At 70.1% G+C, this 19123-nt stretch carries 19 protein-coding genes; 6 read left to right on the forward strand and 13 right to left on the reverse strand.

What is annotated here, in order from left to right:
• Positions 1-103 precede the first annotated feature (103 nt).
• A complete protein-coding gene (gene lnt, locus ACFW9O_RS19405; RefSeq protein ID WP_384610793.1) occupies positions 104-1747 on the forward strand; it encodes an apolipoprotein N-acyltransferase in 1644 nt (547 codons plus the stop codon).
• Here the strand turns inward: lnt and ACFW9O_RS19410 are convergent.
• Together ACFW9O_RS19410 and ACFW9O_RS19415 are read right to left on the reverse strand one after the other, a co-directional pair.
• On the reverse strand, positions 1671-2576 hold the full coding sequence (locus ACFW9O_RS19410; protein ID WP_384610839.1) for a Gfo/Idh/MocA family protein: 906 nt from the start codon (positions 2574-2576) through the stop codon (positions 1671-1673). The genes lnt and ACFW9O_RS19410 overlap by 77 nt on opposite strands.
• Before the next feature lie 32 nt (positions 2577-2608).
• Positions 2609-3820, reverse strand: a complete 1212-nt coding sequence (locus ACFW9O_RS19415; protein WP_384610795.1) for an FAD-dependent monooxygenase — start codon at positions 3818-3820, stop codon at positions 2609-2611.
• A gap of 80 nt (positions 3821-3900) precedes the next feature.
• On the opposite strand from ACFW9O_RS19415, the gene ACFW9O_RS19420 reads away from it, so the two are divergent.
• The 3 genes from ACFW9O_RS19420 (at position 3901) to ACFW9O_RS19430 (ending at position 5662) form a co-directional block, all read left to right on the forward strand.
• A complete protein-coding gene (locus ACFW9O_RS19420; RefSeq protein WP_384610796.1) occupies positions 3901-4515 on the forward strand; it encodes a TetR/AcrR family transcriptional regulator in 615 nt (204 codons plus the stop codon).
• Between the two features lie 40 nt (positions 4516-4555).
• On the forward strand, positions 4556-5068 hold the full coding sequence (locus ACFW9O_RS19425; RefSeq protein ID WP_384610798.1) for a DinB family protein: 513 nt from the start codon (positions 4556-4558) through the stop codon (positions 5066-5068).
• Between the two features lie 270 nt (positions 5069-5338).
• Entirely contained in the window at positions 5339-5662 is a 324-nt protein-coding gene (locus tag ACFW9O_RS19430) for a hypothetical protein (RefSeq protein WP_384610800.1), read from the forward strand.
• Between the two features lie 50 nt (positions 5663-5712).
• Here ACFW9O_RS19430 and ACFW9O_RS19435 read toward each other — a convergent pair whose 3' ends face one another.
• The 11 genes from ACFW9O_RS19435 to ACFW9O_RS19485 form a co-directional block, all read right to left on the reverse strand.
• Entirely contained in the window at positions 5713-6198 is a 486-nt protein-coding gene (locus tag ACFW9O_RS19435) for a hypothetical protein (RefSeq protein ID WP_384610802.1), read from the reverse strand.
• A gap of 110 nt (positions 6199-6308) precedes the next feature.
• Positions 6309-6992: a uracil-DNA glycosylase gene (locus ACFW9O_RS19440; protein WP_351168454.1), complete on the reverse strand. Its 684-nt coding sequence runs from the start codon at positions 6990-6992 to the stop codon at positions 6309-6311.
• Between the two features lie 77 nt (positions 6993-7069).
• Entirely contained in the window at positions 7070-8647 is a 1578-nt protein-coding gene (locus ACFW9O_RS19445; RefSeq protein ID WP_384610803.1) for an ABC transporter substrate-binding protein, read from the reverse strand.
• A gap of 118 nt (positions 8648-8765) precedes the next feature.
• On the reverse strand, positions 8766-9521 hold the full coding sequence (locus ACFW9O_RS19450; RefSeq protein WP_329213276.1) for an SDR family oxidoreductase: 756 nt from the start codon (positions 9519-9521) through the stop codon (positions 8766-8768).
• Positions 9522-9544: 23 nt separating this feature from the next.
• Complete coding sequence (gene fabG / locus ACFW9O_RS19455; RefSeq protein ID WP_351168460.1) at positions 9545-10306, reverse strand: 3-oxoacyl-ACP reductase FabG; 762 nt, start codon at positions 10304-10306, stop codon at positions 9545-9547.
• A gap of 202 nt (positions 10307-10508) precedes the next feature.
• The gene (locus ACFW9O_RS19460; RefSeq protein WP_384610806.1) at positions 10509-10892 is read right to left on the reverse strand and encodes a DUF3037 domain-containing protein; all 384 of its coding nucleotides are present in this window, start codon (positions 10890-10892) and stop codon (positions 10509-10511) included.
• Positions 10889-11773, reverse strand: a complete 885-nt coding sequence (locus tag ACFW9O_RS19465; protein ID WP_351168464.1) for a HipA family kinase — start codon at positions 11771-11773, stop codon at positions 10889-10891. The genes ACFW9O_RS19460 and ACFW9O_RS19465 overlap by 4 nt, the downstream gene beginning before the upstream one ends.
• 677 nt (positions 11774-12450) lie before the next feature.
• Positions 12451-13065: a DUF1707 domain-containing protein gene (locus ACFW9O_RS19470; RefSeq protein ID WP_384610808.1), complete on the reverse strand. Its 615-nt coding sequence runs from the start codon at positions 13063-13065 to the stop codon at positions 12451-12453.
• A 690-nt stretch (positions 13066-13755) separates the two neighbouring features.
• A complete protein-coding gene (locus ACFW9O_RS19475) occupies positions 13756-14976 on the reverse strand; it encodes a beta-ketoacyl-[acyl-carrier-protein] synthase family protein (protein ID WP_384610810.1) in 1221 nt (406 codons plus the stop codon).
• Entirely contained in the window at positions 14973-15215 is a 243-nt protein-coding gene (locus ACFW9O_RS19480) for a phosphopantetheine-binding protein (RefSeq protein ID WP_329213262.1), read from the reverse strand. The genes ACFW9O_RS19475 and ACFW9O_RS19480 overlap by 4 nt, the downstream gene beginning before the upstream one ends.
• A gap of 37 nt (positions 15216-15252) precedes the next feature.
• Complete coding sequence (locus tag ACFW9O_RS19485; RefSeq protein ID WP_384610811.1) at positions 15253-16257, reverse strand: beta-ketoacyl-ACP synthase III; 1005 nt, start codon at positions 16255-16257, stop codon at positions 15253-15255.
• 149 nt (positions 16258-16406) lie between these two features.
• Between ACFW9O_RS19485 and ACFW9O_RS19490 the strand changes: the two genes are divergently transcribed.
• The gene (locus ACFW9O_RS19490) at positions 16407-18065 is read left to right on the forward strand and encodes an acyl-CoA carboxylase subunit beta (RefSeq protein ID WP_384610812.1); all 1659 of its coding nucleotides are present in this window, start codon (positions 16407-16409) and stop codon (positions 18063-18065) included.
• Between the two features lie 261 nt (positions 18066-18326).
• Entirely contained in the window at positions 18327-19037 is a 711-nt protein-coding gene (locus tag ACFW9O_RS19495; protein WP_384610814.1) for a BTAD domain-containing putative transcriptional regulator, read from the forward strand.
• Positions 19038-19123 lie beyond the last annotated feature (86 nt).

Below are 19123 nucleotides of genomic sequence, written 5' to 3' on the forward strand. Positions count from 1 at the left end.
TCCCGGGCCTGCGGCGCCGCGTCGGACGGCACGCCCACTGTGCGCTGCCGATCTTCTGCCCCACACTGGGATCACGTGGGCGGACCGGCAGGGAGGACACGGTATGCCGTTGCGGGGCGGGCGGGTTCCGGCTGACCGGGTTGCGGACGGCCCGGCCACCGGGTTCCTGCCTGGCGTGCACCTGCTGCGCTCACCCGGGTGGCGCGCCGCCGCCGCCCTGTTCGCGGGCGCACTGCCCGCCCTGGCGTTTCCCGAGCCGTCGGCCTGGTGGTTCGCCTATGTCGCACTGGTGCCGTGGCTGCTCCTGATCCGGTCGGCGGACACGGGGCGGCGGGCGGCCTTCGACGGATGGCTCGGCGGCATGGGTTTCATGCTCGCCGTGCATCACTGGCTGGTTCCGAGCCTGCACGTGTTCATCGTGGTTCTCGCGGCGCTGCTCGGCCTGTTGTGGGCCCCCTGGGGCCTGCTGGTGGCCAGGCTGCTCCATGGGTCACCATCCGTACTACGTTCGGTCGCGGCTTTCGCCGTGGTGCCCTCCGGCTGGCTGATGATCGAGCTCGTCCGCTCCTGGGAGGGGCTCGGCGGCCCCTGGGGGCTTCTGGGCGCCAGCCAGTGGGAGTTCGCGCCCGCCCTGCGGACCGCCTCGGTGGGCGGTGTATGGCTGGTCAGTCTGCTCGTCCTGGCGGTGAACACGGCGGTCGCTCTGCTGATCGCCGTACCTGCGGCCCGCACTGCCGCGGCCGCCTCCCTGGTGGCGTGCACGCTGTTCGTCGGAGCACTGTGGGTATGGGCACCGCAGCCGGAGAGCACCGGAACGGCCCGGATCGCCGTCGTGCAGCCGGGTGTCGTCGACGGCCCCGACAGCGTCGAACGCCGGTTCGCCCGCAGCGAGGCGCTGACCCGTGGTCTCGCCGGCCGGGATGTCGACCTGGTGGTGTGGGGCGAGAGCAGTGTGGGTGTCGATCTTTCGCGCAGCCCTGGGACAGCGGCTCGGATCGCGGCGCTGTCACGCCTGGTCGGTGCGGACGTGCTGGTGAACATGGATGCCAGGCGGACCGACGCCCCGGACCGCGCCGGGATCTTCAAGTCGGCGGTGCTGGTGGGTCCGGACGGGCCGACCGGGGACCGCTACGACAAGATGCGGCTGGTGCCGTTCGGTGAGTACGTGCCGGCCCGTGCGGTGCTGGGCTGGGCGACCTCGGTGGGCAAGGCCGCGGGTGAGGACCGGCTGCGCGGCAGCCGTCCGGTGGTGATGCGCCTGCCGGGTGAGGACGGGCTGCGGCTCGGGCCGCTGGTGTGCTTCGAGTCCGCGTTCCCCGACATGAGCAGACGGCTCGCCAAGGACGGCGCCCAGGTGCTGATCGCCCAGTCGTCCACGTCGACGTTCCAGCACAGCTGGGCCCCGGAGCAGCATGCGTCGCTCGGGGCCCTGCGCGCGGCCGAGAGCGGGCGCCCGATGGTGCACGCCACCCTGACGGGCGTCAGCGCCGTGTACGGCCCTCAGGGCGAACGGGTGGGAACGTGGATCGGTACGGACGCGAGTGAGGCCGCCGTGTTCGACGTACCGCTCGCCCGGGGCACGACGCTCTATGTGCGCTTCGGTGCGTGGCCGGTGTACGGGGCGCTGGCCGTGCTGGCCGCCTTCTTCGCCGTGGCGGGGGTGCGGTCCCTCAGGACGCCTGCTCCAGCGCGTCCCGGACCACGCGCTCGCACAGACGGTGGGTCTCCAGGGCGTCCTGGGCGCTGAGCACCTTTCCGGCCCTGATCGCGTCCAGGAAGGTCAGCACGCTCTGCTCGATGCCGCGCTGGCGTGCGACGGGTACCCAGTCACCGCGCCGCCGGACGGTGGGCTGGCCCTTGTGGTCGACGACGTCGGCGAGGTTGAGGACCTGGCGCTTGGAGTCCTGGCCGGAGACCTCGAGGATCTCCTCGGTCGATCCGTTGAGCCGGTTCATCATGCCGATGGCGGTGAAGCCGTCTCCCGACAGCTGGAGGACCACATGGTGCATGAGACCGTCGATGATCCGCGCCCGCACGACGGTTCCCGTGACCGGACCGGGCACCAGGAAACGCAGCGTGTCGACGACGTGGATGAAGTCGTCGAGCACCATGCTGCGCGGGTCCTCGGGAAGCCCGACCCGGTTCTTCTGCAGCAGGATCAGCTCGCGCGGGTGCTCGACGCACTGCGCGTAGGACGGGGCGAGACGGCGGTTGAACCCGACGGCGAGGCTCACGCCCCGCTCCTCGGCCAGGGCCACCAGCCGCTCGGAGTCGGCGAGTTCATAGGCGAGCGGCTTGTCGACGTAGGTGGGCACACCCGCTTCGAGCAGCCTGCCGGTGATCTCCGGGTGCACCGGGGTCGGTGCGTGCACGAAGGCGGCGTCCAGTCCCTCGGCCAGCAGCGAGTCGAGGTCTGTGTGGAGTTGCCGCGCGGGGATCCGATGGGTCTCCCCGACGGCCGCCAGGGTGGCCGGTGTACGGGTCTGCAGATGCAGCTCGACCCCGGGCAGGGCAGTCAGAACCGGCAGATACGCCTTCTGCGCGATGTCGCCGAGCCCGATGCAGCCGACCTTCACCAGTGTCTCCCTGTCGTCCGCGCACGCCCGTGTCACGGCCGCGTCATATGTCCGTCCTTGGTTCCGGCAGCATACGTGCGCCGAGGCGGTTGCCAGTCGGCGATCCCGTCGAAGGTCCGCAGGACGAGCCCCGGGCCGAGGCGGGAGACGGTGGACATCAGCCCGTTCCGGAGTGCGGCAGCCGGCCCGCTGGACAGCTGCATCAGCCGGGAGACCTGTGCGGCCTTGCGGACGATCGCCGTCGTACGGGGCAGTCTGACGGCGCTGTAGGCGGCTGTCCCCTCCGCCAGGTCTGCGTCCGGGGTGAGGTGGTGGGCGAGCACGATGGCGTCCTCGATGGCCTGGTTGCCGCCCTGGCCCAGCGTGGGCGCCATGGCGTGCGCGGCGTCACCCAAGAGCACCGTTCGCCCCCGGTGGAAGGAGGGCAGCGGGTCGGTCAGGTGGTACACGTCGTGCCGCAGGACCTCTTCGGGCGTGACGGCGTCGATGATCTCGGGGACCGGGGCGTGCCAGTCGCCGAATCTGCGCAGGAGTTCCGCCTTCTCGTCGTCGGGTGCGACCGTGCCGGCCGGGGCGGTGGCCGCCGCGTAGGCGTAGATCCGGCCGTCCTTCAGCGGATGGCTGCCCCACAGGGCGCCCCGGCCCCAGGTCTCCTGCGAGCCGATCGGGCTGCCGGGCGCCGGGGCGATGACACGCCAGGTGGTGAATCCGCTGTAGGTGGGACCCGGGTGATGCGGGAAGAGCGTGGAGCGTACGGAGGAGCCGATGCCGTCGGCCCCGACCACGAGGTCGGCCTCGATGTCCCCGGAGGGTGTCCTCACGACGGCCCGGCGGCCGCCCGCGCTGCCGGCACCGACGAGCTGTGCCGGTGTGCCGGTGTGCAGGGCGGTGTCGGGGATCCCGGCGCGGAGCAGGTCGATCAGGACGGAGCGGTGCAGCAGGACCAGAGGGCCGCCGAACCTCTCCGCCGCGGCTGCGCTGTTCATCCTGGCGAGCCAGCGGCCGGCCGGATTGCGCATCCCGCCGTCGCCCTGCCAGGCGGCGAGGGACCTGATCGTGTCGCCGAGGCCGATGACGTCCAGGGCGCGCTGTGCGTTGGGAGAGAGGCTGATGCCGGCGCCGACCGGCTCCACCGAGGGCGCGCGCTCCAGGACGGTGACGTGCCAGCCGCACCGGTGCAGCGCGGTGGCGGCGGTGAGTCCGCCGATTCCGCTGCCGATGATCACCGCATGGGGTGTCGTCATGACTGAGCCTCCTCGAAACTACACCTGTAGTTGCGAGATCCACCGTACTACAGCCGTAGTGACGACGGTAGATTGGCCCCATGCCCACAAGCACCACCGGGACACCCGGCACCTCCCGCGCGCGCGTGATCGCCGACACCGCGCTCACCCTTCTTGCGGAGCGCGGAATGCGGGGTCTCACCCATCGCGCGGTGGACGAGCGGGCCGGACTCCCCCAGGGGTCGACGTCGAACCACGCACGCACCCGGCAGGCGCTGCTGGAGGCCGCCGTGCGCCGGCTCGCGGAACGCGAGGCTCAGGTGCTCGCTCCCGGAGAGCTTCCGGCGGACGGCACCGCCGGCTCCGCTGCCGCCGGACTGGCCCGCGCGCTGCACCGCTATCTGACCGGCCATCCGGACCTTCTGGTCTGCCGCTACGAACTCGCCCTGGAGGCCACCAGGCGCCCCGAACTGCGGGCGTTCTACGATGCCGCGGGCCGGCAGTTCCGCGAACCCCTGGTCGCCCTGATGACCGCAGCCGGATCCGCCGAACCCGAGCGCCACGCACTGTCCCTCGTGGCCTGGGCGGAAGGGATGATGTTCGCCTGCGCCGCGGGCTCGTACCACCGGTCCGTTCCGACCGAGGACGAACTGCGTACCGGCTGCGCCGAGCTGTTGCGCGGGATGCTCGGCGTCCGGGCCGCCCAGAACCTCTGATCGCTGGCCATGCTCATGATCACTGAGTGAGGATGGCCGCATGACGACAGACGAACGTTCCGAACCGGCCTTCGACGCCGCCGAGCGCCAGATGCTCGAGGGGTGGCTCGACTACCACCGCCAGACGCTGGTCATGAAGTGCGCGGGCCTCACCGACGCCCAGTTGCGGGAGGCGTCCGTACCCCCTTCGGAGTTCACGCTGCTCGGACTCGTGCGGCATCTGGCGGAGGTCGAGCGCGGCTGGTTCCGCGAGGTGCTGACCGGTGAGGACGTACCGCCGATCTACGGCAGCGACGAGGACCCGGACGGGGAGTTCCACCTCACCGAGGCGGACACCTGGGACGAGGCACATACGACCTGGCTGGCGGAGATCGAGGTGGCACGGCTGAACGCGGCGAAGTGCGAACTCGACGGACTCTCGGTCGGCCTGAGCAGCCAGGGCAAGCCCTTCAGCCTCCGCTGGATCTACACGCACATGATCGAGGAGTACGCCCGGCACAACGGTCACGCGGACCTCGTACGGGAACGGATCGACGGCACGACCGGGGAGTGACCCCGCGGGCCCTCGCCCCACACCCCTCCTGACGCTCCGCAGCCGGTTCCGGGGCACGCCGCTGACCGGGTCACTCGTGCGGGCCAATCCTTGCTCACCGGCTGCCACCGGGCGGGACGACCCAGCAGAGTTACCCGGGTGCATCGAATCAGAATCACAGCAACGCTGCTGGTGGGGATTGCTGTCACAGCTGTCTCCGGCTGCGTGTCGGTGGAACCCTCGAAGAGAACCGTCGCGCCACGTTCAGGAGCCGGCAGACCCGTCCAGGACGTGGCCCCGCAGATCGTGCAGCCGCCGGTCCGGGACTCCCTCGAGGCCCTGCCGGACCCCGTGACGTCCGTACGGGCCGTGGCCCCGGAAGCACCCTCCCCGGCCCGGAGAACCGCGCCACGCGCCCCACGCCGGTACGAACCGGCCGACACCCCGAGGGGGCGGACACCTCGCCGGCTGTCCGCCGTTCCGCCCGCGGCGCTCCCCGCCGTGCCGGGCTCCGTCGTCGCCGGGAGCGACGTCTGCAGGCTCGGGCGTGGGTACGGGCGCTGGCCTGCGGGCAGCCCGCAGTCCCTGATCTGCGACCAGACATACGGCCGCTGAGCCGCGAAAGCCCGTACGGGTGGGCCCGCCAGGTCACGGGCGGGCCCACCTCACTCTCCTGCGGTGCTGCCCCGCATCCTCTGCTCCAGCCGCCCGATGGCGGCACGGACGCCCCCGCCGTACCCGTCGTCACCGAGCACCCGGGCGGCGTCCCACGCCCGGTCCAGATGGATCCGGGCGGACTCGGGACGCTGCAGCTTCAGGTAGTCCGCCGCGAGATTGAGGTGCAGGGAGGGGAAGAAGGCCCGGACCGCGGTCGCGTCCCGGTGTTCCGCGACCGGCCCGCCGCTCAGCCCTTCCGCGGCCGTCAGCGCCCGGAGGTCCCATGCGAGCTCGTCGCCGGGATCGTCCTGGGTGTCGGCCATGTAGTGCGCAAGGGTGCAGCGGTGGAGGGCCTCACCCTCCTCGCCGATCTCCGACCAGATGACCCCGAAGCGATTGCGGGCCTCTTCCCTGTCCCCTCCGTGCAGCAGCATGATCGCCTGGCCGATCCTGGTCATGACTGCGTCCTTCGACGCCTCCTGCTGCTCCGCCACGCGGTCTCCCTGGGTACGCCCGTCCAGCCCGTTCCGGTCGGTCGAACGCTAGCCGCAGCCGCCGGGAAACCCGCTCAGGCGCGGACCGGAACCGCCGGTCGGGTCGCCCCTCACCCCAGGTCCGGGATGCGCCAGTCGATGGCCTCGTGGCCCTGGGCGGCGATCGCCTCGTTGATCTGGGTGAAGGGACGGGAGCCGAACCACTTCTTCGCGGACAACGGCGAGGGGTGCGCGCCCTTCACCACCACGTGGCGCTCCTGGTCGATCAGCGGGAGCTTCTTCTGCGCGTAGTTGCCCCAGAGGACGAACACCGCCGGGTCGGGCCGCTCGGCAACAGCACGGATCACCGCGTCCGTGACCTTCTCCCAGCCCTTGCCCTTGTGCGAATTCGCCTCGCCGCCGCGCACCGTCAGCACCGCGTTGAGCAGGAGGACGCCCTGCTCGGCCCACGGCATCAGGTACCCGTTGTCCGGGACCGGCAGGCCGAGCTCGTCGTTCATCTCCTTGTAGATGTTGCGGAGCGAAGGGGGCGTCCTGACGCCCGGCAGCACGGAGAAGCAGAGACCGTGCCCCTGCCCCTCACCGTGGTACGGGTCCTGGCCGAGGATGAGCACCTTGACCCGGTCGTACGGGGTGGCGTCCAGGGCGGCGAAGACCTGTTCGCGCGGCGGGTACACCGGCCCCCTGGCCCGCTCCTCCTCGACGAATTCGGTGAGCTCCTTGAAGTACGGCTTCTGCAGCTCTTCGTCGAGGACGCCGCGCCAGGATTCGGGCAGCAGGTCGGTGTCGGTCACGTCCACAACCTCCGGTACACAATCGGTTCTTGACCACAGAACCTACCGGGGGCCACTGACAACGACCGCCCCGAGCCCTACCAGCTGGCCTTGCGGTACAGCTCCCACATCTGCATGACCGTCTGCGGGTCCAGGGCGCGCTCGCCGCCGCCGATGTCCTCGCCGGCCGCCACGTACAGCTTGCCCTGCCACAGCGGCAGCAGCCGGACGTCCTCGACGAGGACGTCCTGGGCCTTCTTGAACTGCGCGGAAACGGCTCCGCGGTCGCTCTCCTGGCGGGACGACGCCAGCTGCTCATCGATCTCCGCGGTCAGGTAGGGCGTCCCGGTGACGCTGTCCTTGCCGACGAAGGGGGCGATGAAGTTGTCCGGGTCCGGGAAGTCGGGGAACCAGCCACGGCCGAAGACCGGGTACTCGCCCTTGGTGAAGCCCTCCTGGAAGGTCTTCCACGGCGCGCTCTTCAGAGTGATCTTGAACAGGCCGGAGTCCTCGAGCTGGCGCTTGATCTCGGCGAACTCGGGGGCGGTGGAGGAGCCGTAGCGGTCCGTGGTGAACCAGAACGTCATCTTGACCGGCTCGTTGATCCCCGCCTCGGCGAGGATGGCCTGGGCCTTGGTCCTGTTCGCGTCGCCGAAGGCGTCGAAGAAGCTCGTGGTGTGGCCGGCGATGCCCTTGGGGACCATGGAGTACAGCGGCTCCGCGGTGCCCTGGTAGACCTTGGCGACCAGGGCGTCACGGTTCACCAGCTGCGCGATGGCCCGCCGGACCGCGGGCTTGCCCGCGGCCGGGTCCTTGGGGTTGAAGACCAGGAAGCGGATGTCGGCGCCGACGGTCTCGACGATCTGCAGACCGGCGTTGTCCTTCTTGTTGTCCTCGAGGCCGACGACCTCATCGGCGGTCAGACCGCGGTAGGTGGCGTCGATCTCCTTCTTCTTCAGGGCATCCACCATGGGGGCGGAGTCCTTGAAGTAGCGGATGGTGACGGCGGTGTTCTTGCGGTCGGCGAAGCCCTTGTAGGTGGGGTTCTTGGCCAGCTCGGCCTTGTTGCCGGGCTCGTACGACTCCAGGACGTACGGCCCGGAGCCGGTGACCTTGCCGTCGTCACGGATCTTGTCCGCGGGGTACTCGCTGGGGGCGACGAGTGACATCGCCGGGGTCGCCAGGATGAACGGGAAGGTCGCGTCCGCCTTGCTGAGGTGGAAGATGACCGTGTCGTCGCCCTTGGTCTCCACACGGTCGAGGGAGCCGAGCAGACCGGCCGGGCCGCCCTTGACCTTGATCTTCACGATCCGGTCGATGGAGTACTTGACCGCCTCGGCGTTGATCGCCTCGCCGTTGGAGAACTTCAGGCCCTGACGGAGCTTGCACCGGTAGGCCATGCTCGTGGAATCGGTGAACTGGCAGTCCTCCGCCGCGTCGGGCTCGGGGCTCATCGTGCCGGTGGGGAAGCTCACCAGGGTCTGGAAGACGTTCCTCATCAGCTCCCAGGAGCCGTCCCAGGCCGCTGCCGGATCGAGCGTCGAGGGCGAACTCGTCGTCCCGACTGCTATCTGCTGGTCGGTTTCCGAACTGCTGTCGGACAGCAAACCGCAGCCGGCCAGCAGAGAAAGAGATGCAAGGGCTGCAGCAGCCTGCAGACTGGCCCGGTAGAACACGTGAACGCTCCTCGATCAGCCATGGGTCGGCAGACCATACCGCAGCGCCCCGCCAGGTCAATCCGCTGGCCCGGCGGGGCGCTTGACTCATTCAGGGCCAAACCGGCTCAGGCCGCACTCAGGCCACGCCGGCATTCAGGAAAATACCTCCGTCGACCACGAGAGTCTGCCCCGTGATCCAGTCGGACTGCGCGGAGGTGAGGAAGGCCGCGGCACCTCCGATGTCCTCCGGAACTCCGAGCCTGCCGAGCGGGTAGGCGGCCGCCGCCTCCGCCTCCCGGCCCTCGTAGAGCGCCTCGGCGAACTTGGTCTTGACCACGGCCGGAGCGATCGCGTTGACTCGGACGACCGGCGCGAACTCGTGCGCCAGCTGGAGGGTCAGGTTGACCATGGCGGCCTTGCTCATCCCGTAGGCACCGATGAAGGGCGACGCCGAGACACCGGCGACGGAGGCGATGTTCACGATCGCCCCACCATTGTCCTTCTGCCATGCCTTCCAGGTCTGCTGGGCGAAGCCGAGCGCCGAGATCACGTTGGTCTCGTACACCTTGCGGGCGACGTTGAGGTCGAGCTCGGCCATCGGGCCGAAGACCGGGTTCGTACCCGCGTTGTTGATCAGGTAGTCGACCCGGCCGAACACCTCCATGGCGCGCTCGACCGCTGCCGCCTGATGTGCCTCGTCGTGCGCCTTGCCCGCGATCCCGATCGCCCGGTCGGCGCCGAGCTTCTCGACGGCCTCCTTGAGGGCGTCCTCGCCACGGCCCGTGATGACGACGCGGTCGCCCCGGGCGACGAGCGCCTCGGCGACGCCGTAGCCGATACCGCGGCTCGCACCCGTGATGAGTGCGACCTTGCCACTGTCCTGCACAGTCATGATGTCCGTTGCCCTTCCGGGGGTCAGTTGAGCGGTCCGCCGGCGACGTACATGACCTGGCCGGAGACGAAGCCCGCGTCGTCGCCGGTGAAGAAGGCGATGGCGTTGGCGATGTCCTCGGGCCACCCCACGCGCTGCACCGGGATCTGGGTGGCTGCCGCGGCCTGGAACTCCTCGAAGCCCATGCCGACGCGGGCCGCCGTCTGGGCGGTCATCTCCGTGACGATGAAGCCGGGGGCGACGGCGTTGGCGGTGACGCCGAACTTGCCGAGTTCCTTGGCGAGGGTCTTCGTGAAGCCCTGCAGACCGGCCTTCACGGCTGAGTAGTTGGCCTGACCCCGGTTTCCGAGGGCGGAGGAGGAGGACAGCGAGACGATGCGTCCGAACTTGGCCTCCACCATGTGCGACTGGACGGCCTTCGCCATCAGGAACGCACCCTTGAGGTGTACGTTCATGACGAGGTCCCAGTCGGCCTCGCTCATCTTGAAGAGCAGGTTGTCGCGGAGTACGCCCGCGTTGTTGACGAGGATCGTCGGGGCGCCGAGCTCGGCGGCGACGCGCGCGACGGCGGCTTCCACCTGGGCGCTGTCCGACACATCGCAGCCGACGGCGAGGGCGGTGCCCCCCGCGGCGGTGATCTTCTCGACCGTGTCCTTGCAGGCCGCCTCGTCGAGGTCGAGTACGGCTACGGCGCGGCCCTCGGCCGCCAGGCGTACGGCGGTGGCGGCGCCAATGCCCCGCGCCGCTCCCGTCACGATGGCGACGCGCTGCTCGGTGGTGGACATGCTTGGTTCTCCTCGCCCTTGGATCGCGGCTCAGCGGACGTCAGGAAGTTCCCGATAACTGAGCAACCGCTTAGTACCTTCAGCAGACGAGACGCTAGAAGCCCTGGCACCCGGTGTCAACGGCCCACGGGGGCAGGGGCGCATGTCACACCGGAAGGCGCCGCTGCCGGACCTGCCGCAGTCGGCGCCACCGGCCTCCGGCTCAGCGCACCAGCAGGTCGAGCAGCCGCTCGACCTCGGCCTCCGGGTCCGCGGTGAGACCGCTGTGGACGGCCCCGGGCTGGACCACCGTGGAGCGCGGTGCGATCAGCCAGCGAAAGCGCCGTCCCGCGTCGTCACCGGCAGCCTGACCCGCGGCGTCACCACCGCAGCAGACCCCCTCGACCGCGCGCAGAGCGGCCTGGACGCCCACCACGTCGGCGTGCGGATCCAGGGCCCTCAGCTTGCGCTCGTCCAGATGCGTGCGCGCCGCGACGAAGGACTTCGCCCGGCAGTACACCAGCACGCCCGCGTTGAAGCACTCGCCCCGCTCGACCCGCGGGACGACGCGCAGCAGCGCGTACTCGAAAACAGTGCGCTCGTTCATCGGCCGCCGTCCTTGCTGCTCTGTCCGGCGTCCGCCTGCTCCGCGCGGTCCTCACGGGTGTGGTGCGGCCGCGGCGCGAGGCGCTCGGTGAGCCAGCCGGGGGCCTGGGAGGCCCGCGTCTTGGTGGGCGCCTCCATCGTGATCCGCTCGTGGACACTGCCGGCGCGCGCCAGCAGCGGCGCCACGTACGCCCGGCGCAGCTGGTCCGTCGAGTCGAAGCCGGGTTCCCCCGCCAGCCACTCCTCGGGCACGTCGGCGACCACTTCGGTCAGCAGCTCCTCGGTGACGAGCGGGGCGAGCTCGGCGGCCGCGGCCGCGATGTCCGGTCCGAACGGGGCGAGGACGTGGTCGGAGGCGTTGTACGGCTTCGCTGCCGAAGCCTGTGCTCCCGGCCAGTTGTGGTGCCAGATCATCGTGGCCCCGTGGTCGATGAGCCAGAGATCGCCGTGCCAGACCAACAAGTTGGGGTTCCGCCACGACCGGTCCACGTTGTTGATCAGCGCGTCGAACCAGACGACCCGGCCGGCTTCCGCCGGGTCCACCTCGTAGGCGAGCGGATCGAAACCGAGCGAGCCGGGCAGGTAGTCCATCCCCAGGTTCAGCCCACCGCTCGCCTTGAGGAGCTCCTGCACCTCCTGGTCCGGCTCGGCGAGCCCGATGACGGGATCGAGCTGGATCGTCACCAGTTCGGGGACCCGCAGTCCCAGCCGCCGGCCGAGCTCCCCGCAGATGATCTCCGCAACGAGGGTCTTGCGTCCCTGCCCTGCACCGGTGAACTTCATGACGTACGTGCCGAGGTCGTCGGCTTCGACGATCCCGGGGAGCGAGCCACCCTCACGCAGGGGCGTGACGTAGCGGGTCGCGGTGACTTCGGTCAGCATTTCCCCAGGCTATACGGCGCTGCTCCCTGCAGATCGACGGACCGGGGTCAGGGCCGTAGAGCTTGGGGAATCACCCCGATCAGCGCTTCGGGGGTTTCCGAGTCGCTGCTGAGACGTAGCACCGAGGGTTCTTCCTTTTTCTTTGGGGCGTGGGCGTGGGCGAATACCCAATCGCACCCCGTCAACAATTCACGTGCTTCGGATGGCGCAGGGCCCGTTCGACATGTGGTCACAGCGCTTTGCGTGTCGGGGCCGGTCGGACGAAGATTTTCTACCGGCGCACCCATTACCGGACAATGACTCCGACGCCCTCGGATGTGGCTCGCACGGCGGCGGCAACGATGTTATTGAACCGCACGGTGATGCAATCGGCACCGTAGCCGCTCGGTTAGAGGTCGCTCCCGTCCAACCGGGGGAAGAACCGCGCTCCCAGAGCGTGGATCGCCTCGGATCCCCACAGGCGGCTGCGGGTGTCCTCGAATTCCGGCCATGGTGTCGGCGTACTCGAGACTTTCCAGGAATTCGCGTGTGCCGTCAGCGTCGTAGACGTATGTGTGCACAAGGAGAGCCATACGCCGATTCTCGGGACCGGGGCAACCCGAAGTCGAACGCATTGCCCTCTGCCGAGTCCCGCCCCGGACTCACGAAAGCCGCGCCCCGAGATCTTCATCAGCCTTCTAGAAATTCGGCGGATTCCGGCGCAGCTTACGTCGTTCCCATCGGTTGGGGTGGCGGATGACCACTCCGGCCATGCCGCCGGCCCCGGTCAGCCGGATCAACGGAGTTCCCGGGAGCCTGTCGGGCGTGGTCTTGTCCGTCAAGCCGCCGACTCCGGGATCCAATCCGCTGATGTCCGCGCCCCAAGCGTCGGGGATGACGATCGTGACACCGGCCATCTCGCCGTACGCCTCCACCGCGACCTCGGTGAGGCGGCAGTGGACCCTGGTGAAGTCAACCTTCACGCCGCCCCAGCCTCCGTACGCAACCACGTGCCCGGGCACGTCCCAGCGTCCGGAGCCTCGGGACACGCCGTGCATGCCGCCCCTGAGCACCAGCGGCGACTGCCCATCGGAGTTCAGCTTCGGCAAGTCAGCTGTCAGTACGGCCAACTCACCATGAGTCTTGGCCTTCAGCGCCACCTCCAGGCGCGAGCCCAGCTCGTCGAGATCGATTCGCCCCTCGGCTGCGGCATCTCGCAGCTGCTCCACCACCGTTTCCCGGTCGTCATGAGAGGCTCGAAGCTCTCCTGCGGGAGCAGGGCGCGGTGAGTGCTCTGGAAGCTCGGCAGTCATGGCACAAGAATAGGCGAACGAGCGGCCACCGTACCGGGACTGCACATCTAAAACGGCCCCTGTCCTGATCTTCGGCCTCGGGGTCCGAACGAGTCCCCGTACGTGATCGATCGGACGGGTAACTGCTGTACGCGCGAGTGGCCTTCGGCTGAGCATGCGACCCGGCCGAAGGAACATTCACGGGCCCTGGCCGCCGCGGCGCGCGGGCATCGGCAGACGGCCGGTTGGTCCTGCGGAAGGACCTGCCGGTGCACGTACTGCAAGTCCCGCCGGATCACGGTCTCCGGCCCCATCCAGCCCGCTGCCAGCCGCTCTTCCACCCGACAGGTGCCAGCGGTTCCGGCACGTGGTCACGCATGCGCCACCGCAGATCCGCCTGTCCGAACCGGCCCGCAGTCCGAGCGAAGTCCGACTCCAACTCGGGCTCCCAGCAGTCGTCTTCAGGCGTGTCGTCCATACCCGAAGAACGACAGCCGACAGCTCAGGACACGAGATCTCGCTGCTGGAGTCCTGAAGGCCCCGGGCCGGAGACCCGCAGTGGACCGTTCCCACAGGTCATCGGATCGACTGCTCTCTTCCCGCCGACCCCTACCGGCGCGGGCTCCGGGCTGGGGTCTCGGCACCGCGAACCCGTATCGCACCCCTATTGAGGGCCGTGGCCTGTACTCGTGCGCTCGGCTCAGCTCCCGATCAGTGCGCCGCGAAGGCGAGGACGGCGTTCTGCCCGCCGAAGCCGAAGGAGTTCGTGAGTGCCAGGCCGACCGGGTGGCGTCGGGCCTCCTTGGTCACCACGTCGACGTCGATCTCCGGGTCCTGGCTCTCGAGGTTCGCCGTCGGCGGGATCAGCCCGTTCTCGAGTGTCAGCACCGTCAGGGCCGCCTCGATCGCCCCGGCGGCGCCGAGCGTGTGCCCGAGGACGCCCTTGGTGGAGGTGACCGCGGGGCCGTGACCGAGGCAGCGGGCCAGGACCTTGGCCTCGGCCAGGTCGTTCAGCGGGGTCGACGTCCCGTGCGCGTTGACGTGGTCCACGTCGGACGGAACGGCACCCGCGTCGAGGAGGGCGGCGCGGACGGCCCGCTCCACGCCGGCGCCGGCCGGGTCGGGGGCGGTCGCGTGGTACGCGTCGGCGGAGGCGCCGTAGCCGACGAGCCTGGCACGGACCCGGGCGCCGCGTGCCGCGGCGTGGTCGGCGCGTTCGAGGACGAGGATCCCGCTCCCCTCCCCGATGACGAATCCGTCGCGGTCGGTGTCGAACGGGCGTGACGCCGTCGCCGGCGATTCCCCGCGGGTCGACAGCGCGCGCATCCGGCTGAAGCCGGTGACGATGAGCGGCACCACCGCGGCCTCGGTGCCGCCCGCCAGAACGATGTCGCACACGCCCTGGCGCAGCATGTCGCGGGCCACGCCGATGGCGGTCGCCCCGGACGCGCACGCCGTGGCGGTCATGAGGTTCGGGCCCGTCGCCCCGAACCGGATGCCCATGTGTCCGGCAACCATGTTCGGGAGCATCATCGGCATCAGCAACGACGACACCCGATCGGGCCCGTCGTCGCGGAACGTCGCGTGCTGCGTCTCCCAGGTACCGGCGCCGCCCACGCCGCAGCCGACGACGACGCCGACCCGGGTGCCGTCCCACGTGGCCGGATCCAGCCCGGCGTCCGCGACGGCCTCGTCCGCGGCGATGAGACCCAGCTGCACGAACCGGTCGTACAGCATGGTCGCGCGACGGCCCAGCAGCGCCCGGGCGTCGAACTCGGGCACGCGGCAGGAGAAGTCGACCGGCAGCCCGGACAGCGCCGGGTCGGTGGCAGCGGTCGACTTCCCGGCGCACACCGCGCGCCAGGCCGGTTCGGTGCCGACGCCGGCGGCGGTCACCAGCCCCAGGCCCGTGACGACGACACCGGTGGTCATGACGCGGGGTCGAGCTGGGCTTCGATCAGCTTCACGACGTCGGCGACCGTACTGCGTGGGGTCGCGGCGTCCTCGTCGATCTCCACGTCGAGGTCCCGCTTGACGACCAGGGTGAGTTCCACCAGGAACAGCGAGTCCAGTTCGAGTTCCTCGAAGGTGGCGTCAGGGCGGATCCCCTCGGGCCGCACCTCGAACTGGTTGACCAGTATGTCGGTGAGCCGGTCGTACGAGTTCCCCATGGGATGACTCCTCATCACAGTCGGTAAGCGCGCTCAGCTAGTCGCAGGGCGCGAGATCGGGCCAGGTCAGCAGCGTCGAGCCCCAGGTGAGGCCCGCGCCGAACGCGGTGAGCAGGGTCCGCTGCCCGGGCCGCAGGACGCCGTTCGCGACGCCGTGGAGCAGCGCCAGCGGAACGGAGGCGGCGGCGGTGTTGCCGACGCGGTCGATGTTGGCGACGACGCGGCCCCGGTCGACGCCCAGCTCGTCGGCGAGCTGGTGCAGGATGCGGATGTTGGCCTGGTGGGCCACGATCCGGTCGATGTCGGCGACGTCCCGGCCCGCGCGCTTCAGCACGGTCCGGCACGAGTCGGCCATCCGCGTGACGGCGTGCTTGAACACCTCGCGGCCGGCCATCGTCAGGTACCGCTCGCTCTCCAGCTCGGGCCTGCCGGACAACCGCTGCCGGGAACCTCCGCCCTCGACCGCGATGAGTCCGGCGCCGGCGCCGTCACTGCCCAGATCGATGTGCCCTACCGCGCCCGGCTCGTCGAGGGTTCCGGCCCGGAGGACCACCGCGCCGGCCCCGTCGCCGAAGATGGGAGCCGTTCCACGGTCATGCGGGTCGAGGATGCCGGAGTACGTCTCGGCGCCGATGAGCAGCACCCGGTCGGCGACGCCGGTGGCGATCAGACCTGCCGCACAGGCGAGTCCGTACAGGAATCCGGTGCACGCGGCGTTCACGTCGAAGGCCGCGGCGTCGATCAGGCCCAGCCGCGTCGCGACCTCGGGGGCGGTGGCCGGGCAGATCCGGTCGGGTGTGGTCGTGGCCAGGACCACGGCGTCCACCATCGGCTCGCCCGAGGAGGCCAGGGCCCTCGCCCCGGCCTCGACGGCGAGGTCGGACGTCGCGGAGCCGGGTGCGGCGTAATGACGGCTGGTGATTCCGGTACGGGTGCGGATCCAGTGGTCGGAGGTGCCGAGTTCGGCCGGCAGATCGCCGTTCGTCACCGTCCGAGGGGGCAACCAGCCGCCCAGCCCACTGATTACCGCCGCACGCGTCATGCGCCAAAGAATGGCAGTGGGCGCTGAAATTCGGCTGACAGGCCTCTGACACACGACCGTTTTCAGCGGTGTGTCAGCGGATTTTCCACAGCCGGTCAGAGATCGGGCAGCGGGGTGCGCCAGCATGCGTGTGTGGCGAGGAGACGACTATGGACGAACCCGGTTACCTCGAAGCGCACGCGGCCGGAGAACGGCGCGCCGCCGGTCGGCGAACGGTGAACGGGAGCGAGGAGCCGGCGCCTTCGAAGGAGCCGGGCACCACCGCCGGCAAGGTCGCCGACCTGCGGGCCAGGCGCGAGGCGGCACGCCACGTCCCCGACCGCACGGTCCGCCGCCTCGCCCGGTTCGGCCGGATGACGGCCCGCGACCGCCTGGAACATCTGCTGGACCCGGACTCGTTCGTGGAGACCGGCCTGCTCGCCCGGCACCGTTCGACCGGCTTCGCCGCCGACACGGAGCGGCCCACCGGCGACGGCGTCATCACCGGCTACGGCACCGTGGACGGCCGCAAGGTGTGCGTCTACGCCCAGGACGCCCTTGCCCTGGGCGGCAGCGTCGGCGAGGTCTTCGGCGAGAAGGTCGGCAAACTGCTCGACCTCGCCCTGCAGACCGGCTGCCCGGTCGTCGCGATCAACGACTCCAGCGGCGCGCGCGTCGCCGAGGGCGTGCTGTCGCTGGCCGCGTACGGCCGCATAGCCAACAAGGTCGTCACCGCCTCCGGCGTCATCCCGCAGATCTCACTGATCATGGGCCCTTGCGCGGGCGGCGCCGTCTACGTGCCGGCCTGTACCGACTTCGTCGTGATGGTCGACCGGACGTCACACATGTTCGTGACCGGCCCGGAGGTCATCCGGGCGGTCACGGGCGAGCCGGTCCGCCTGGAGGACCTCGGGGGCGCGCAGGTGCACGCCTCGGTCACCGGCAACGCGCACTACGTGGCGGACAGCGAGGCCGAGGCGCTCGACTACGTACGGGACCTGCTGTCCTTCCTTCCGTCCAACAACCTGGACGAGTCGCCGACATACCGGTCCGCCGCGGTCCTGGACATCACGCCCGACGACCTCGAGCTCGACTCGATACTGCCCGACGCGCAGCGCGAGGCCTTCGACATGTCCGAGGTGGTCGCACGTGTGGTCGATGACGGCGACCTGCTGGAGGTGCACCCGAGCTTCGCGCCGAACATCATCTGCGGATTCGGCCGGATCGAGGGGCGTACCGTCGGTGTCGTCGCCAACCAGCCAATGCATCTGGCCGGAGCGCTCGACATCGCGGCCGCCGAGAAGGCCGCGCGCTTCGTGCGGTTCTGCGACGCGTTCAACATCCCCATCGTGACGCTGGTGGACGTCCCCGGCTTCCTGCCCGGCACCGCCCAGGAGCATCAGGGGATCGTCCGGCGCGGCGCCAAGCTCGGCTTCGCCTACATCGAGGCGACGGTGCCGAAGGTGACCGTGATCGTCCGGAAGGCGTTCGGCGGCGGGTACGCGGTGATGGGGTCCAAGGAGCTCGGTGCCGACATGAGCTTCGCCTGGCCCACCGCGTCGATCGGTGTGATGGGCGCCGCCAGCGCCGTCGACATGCTGTGCCACCGCCAACTCGGTGCCGCCGACGATCCCGTCGTGCTGCGCGACGAGCTGATCGAGGAGTACGAGGAGACCGTACTGACCCCCTACATGGCAGCCGAACGCGGCAGCCTCGACGACGTCATCCTGCCGTCGGAGACCCGGTCGGCCGTGCTCCGCGCACTCAGGGCGCTGCGCACCAAGCGCATGACGCCACCGCACCGCAAGCACACCAACATCCCCCTGTAGAAAGGCCTGACGCGGCGGACCGCGAGTTCCCCGAAGCCCGTTCGAGGCCTTCGACGACGTGACGGACCCCGACCGTGAATAGGGGGGTCCACCGCTGGATATACGGGGCGTCGGCTGTTGACGACGCCTCCGCCCTCCGACAAGCATGGGCTGCGTCGATCATGCGTCGGCGTGCCAATGACAACATCGGCCAGGCGGAGAGTTCCGATGGAAGTAGCCATTCTCGGCCCGCTGACAGTGACCGGGAGAAAACGTCTCCCGGTGAGCGGCACCAAGGTACGCGCGATCCTCGCTCTGCTCGCCCTCAACGTCGGATCCGTCGTGTCCTACCAGGACCTGGCCGACGAACTGTGGGACGACCGCCCGCCGCGCACCAGCAAGAACACCCTGCAGGCCCACATCGCCCGGTTGCGTCGGCTGCTCGAGGAGGCCGGCTGCCCGGACGCCCTGCGGACCGTGAGTCAGGGATATCTGCTGGACCTGAGCCCCGACGCGGTCGACGCGGATCGCTTCCACCGCCTCGCCTCCAGCGGCGCCCAGCGCATCGCCGACCACCCGCAGGCCGCCGTCGAGCACCTCGAGCAGGCGCTGCGCCTGTGGCGGGGCCCGGTCCTGCTGGACGCCGGGCCGGGCGCGCACTGCCGGTCCGCGATGCTGTGGCTCAACGACAGCCGCGTCGCCGTGCACGAGAATCTCATGGCCGCTCGGCTGGCCCTCGGCGACGAGCACGCGGTCGCCTCCGAGTTGAAGAGCCTGGCCGCCCAGCATCCGCTGCGCGAGGGGCTGCACGACCTGCTGATGCTCGCACTGTACCGGGCCGACCGGCAGGCCGACGCGATCGACGTGTTCCACCGGTTGCGCCAACGTCTCCGCGACGACCTCGGCCTGCAGCCGGGGCTGCAGGTCCAGCGCCGGTACCGTGCGATCCTCGACCAGGATCCGGCGCTCACCACGCCACGGCGCGCCGTTTAGCGGCTGAGCCGCTGTTCCGAGTCGCCACCCGTTGAAGGCGCCCGCCACGGTTCGCATCCGTGGCGGGCGCCTCCGCGTCCGGCCGG

Source organism: Streptomyces sp. NPDC059499, from assembly GCF_042749285.1.
In the GTDB taxonomy this organism is placed as follows: domain Bacteria; phylum Actinomycetota; class Actinomycetes; order Streptomycetales; family Streptomycetaceae; genus Streptomyces.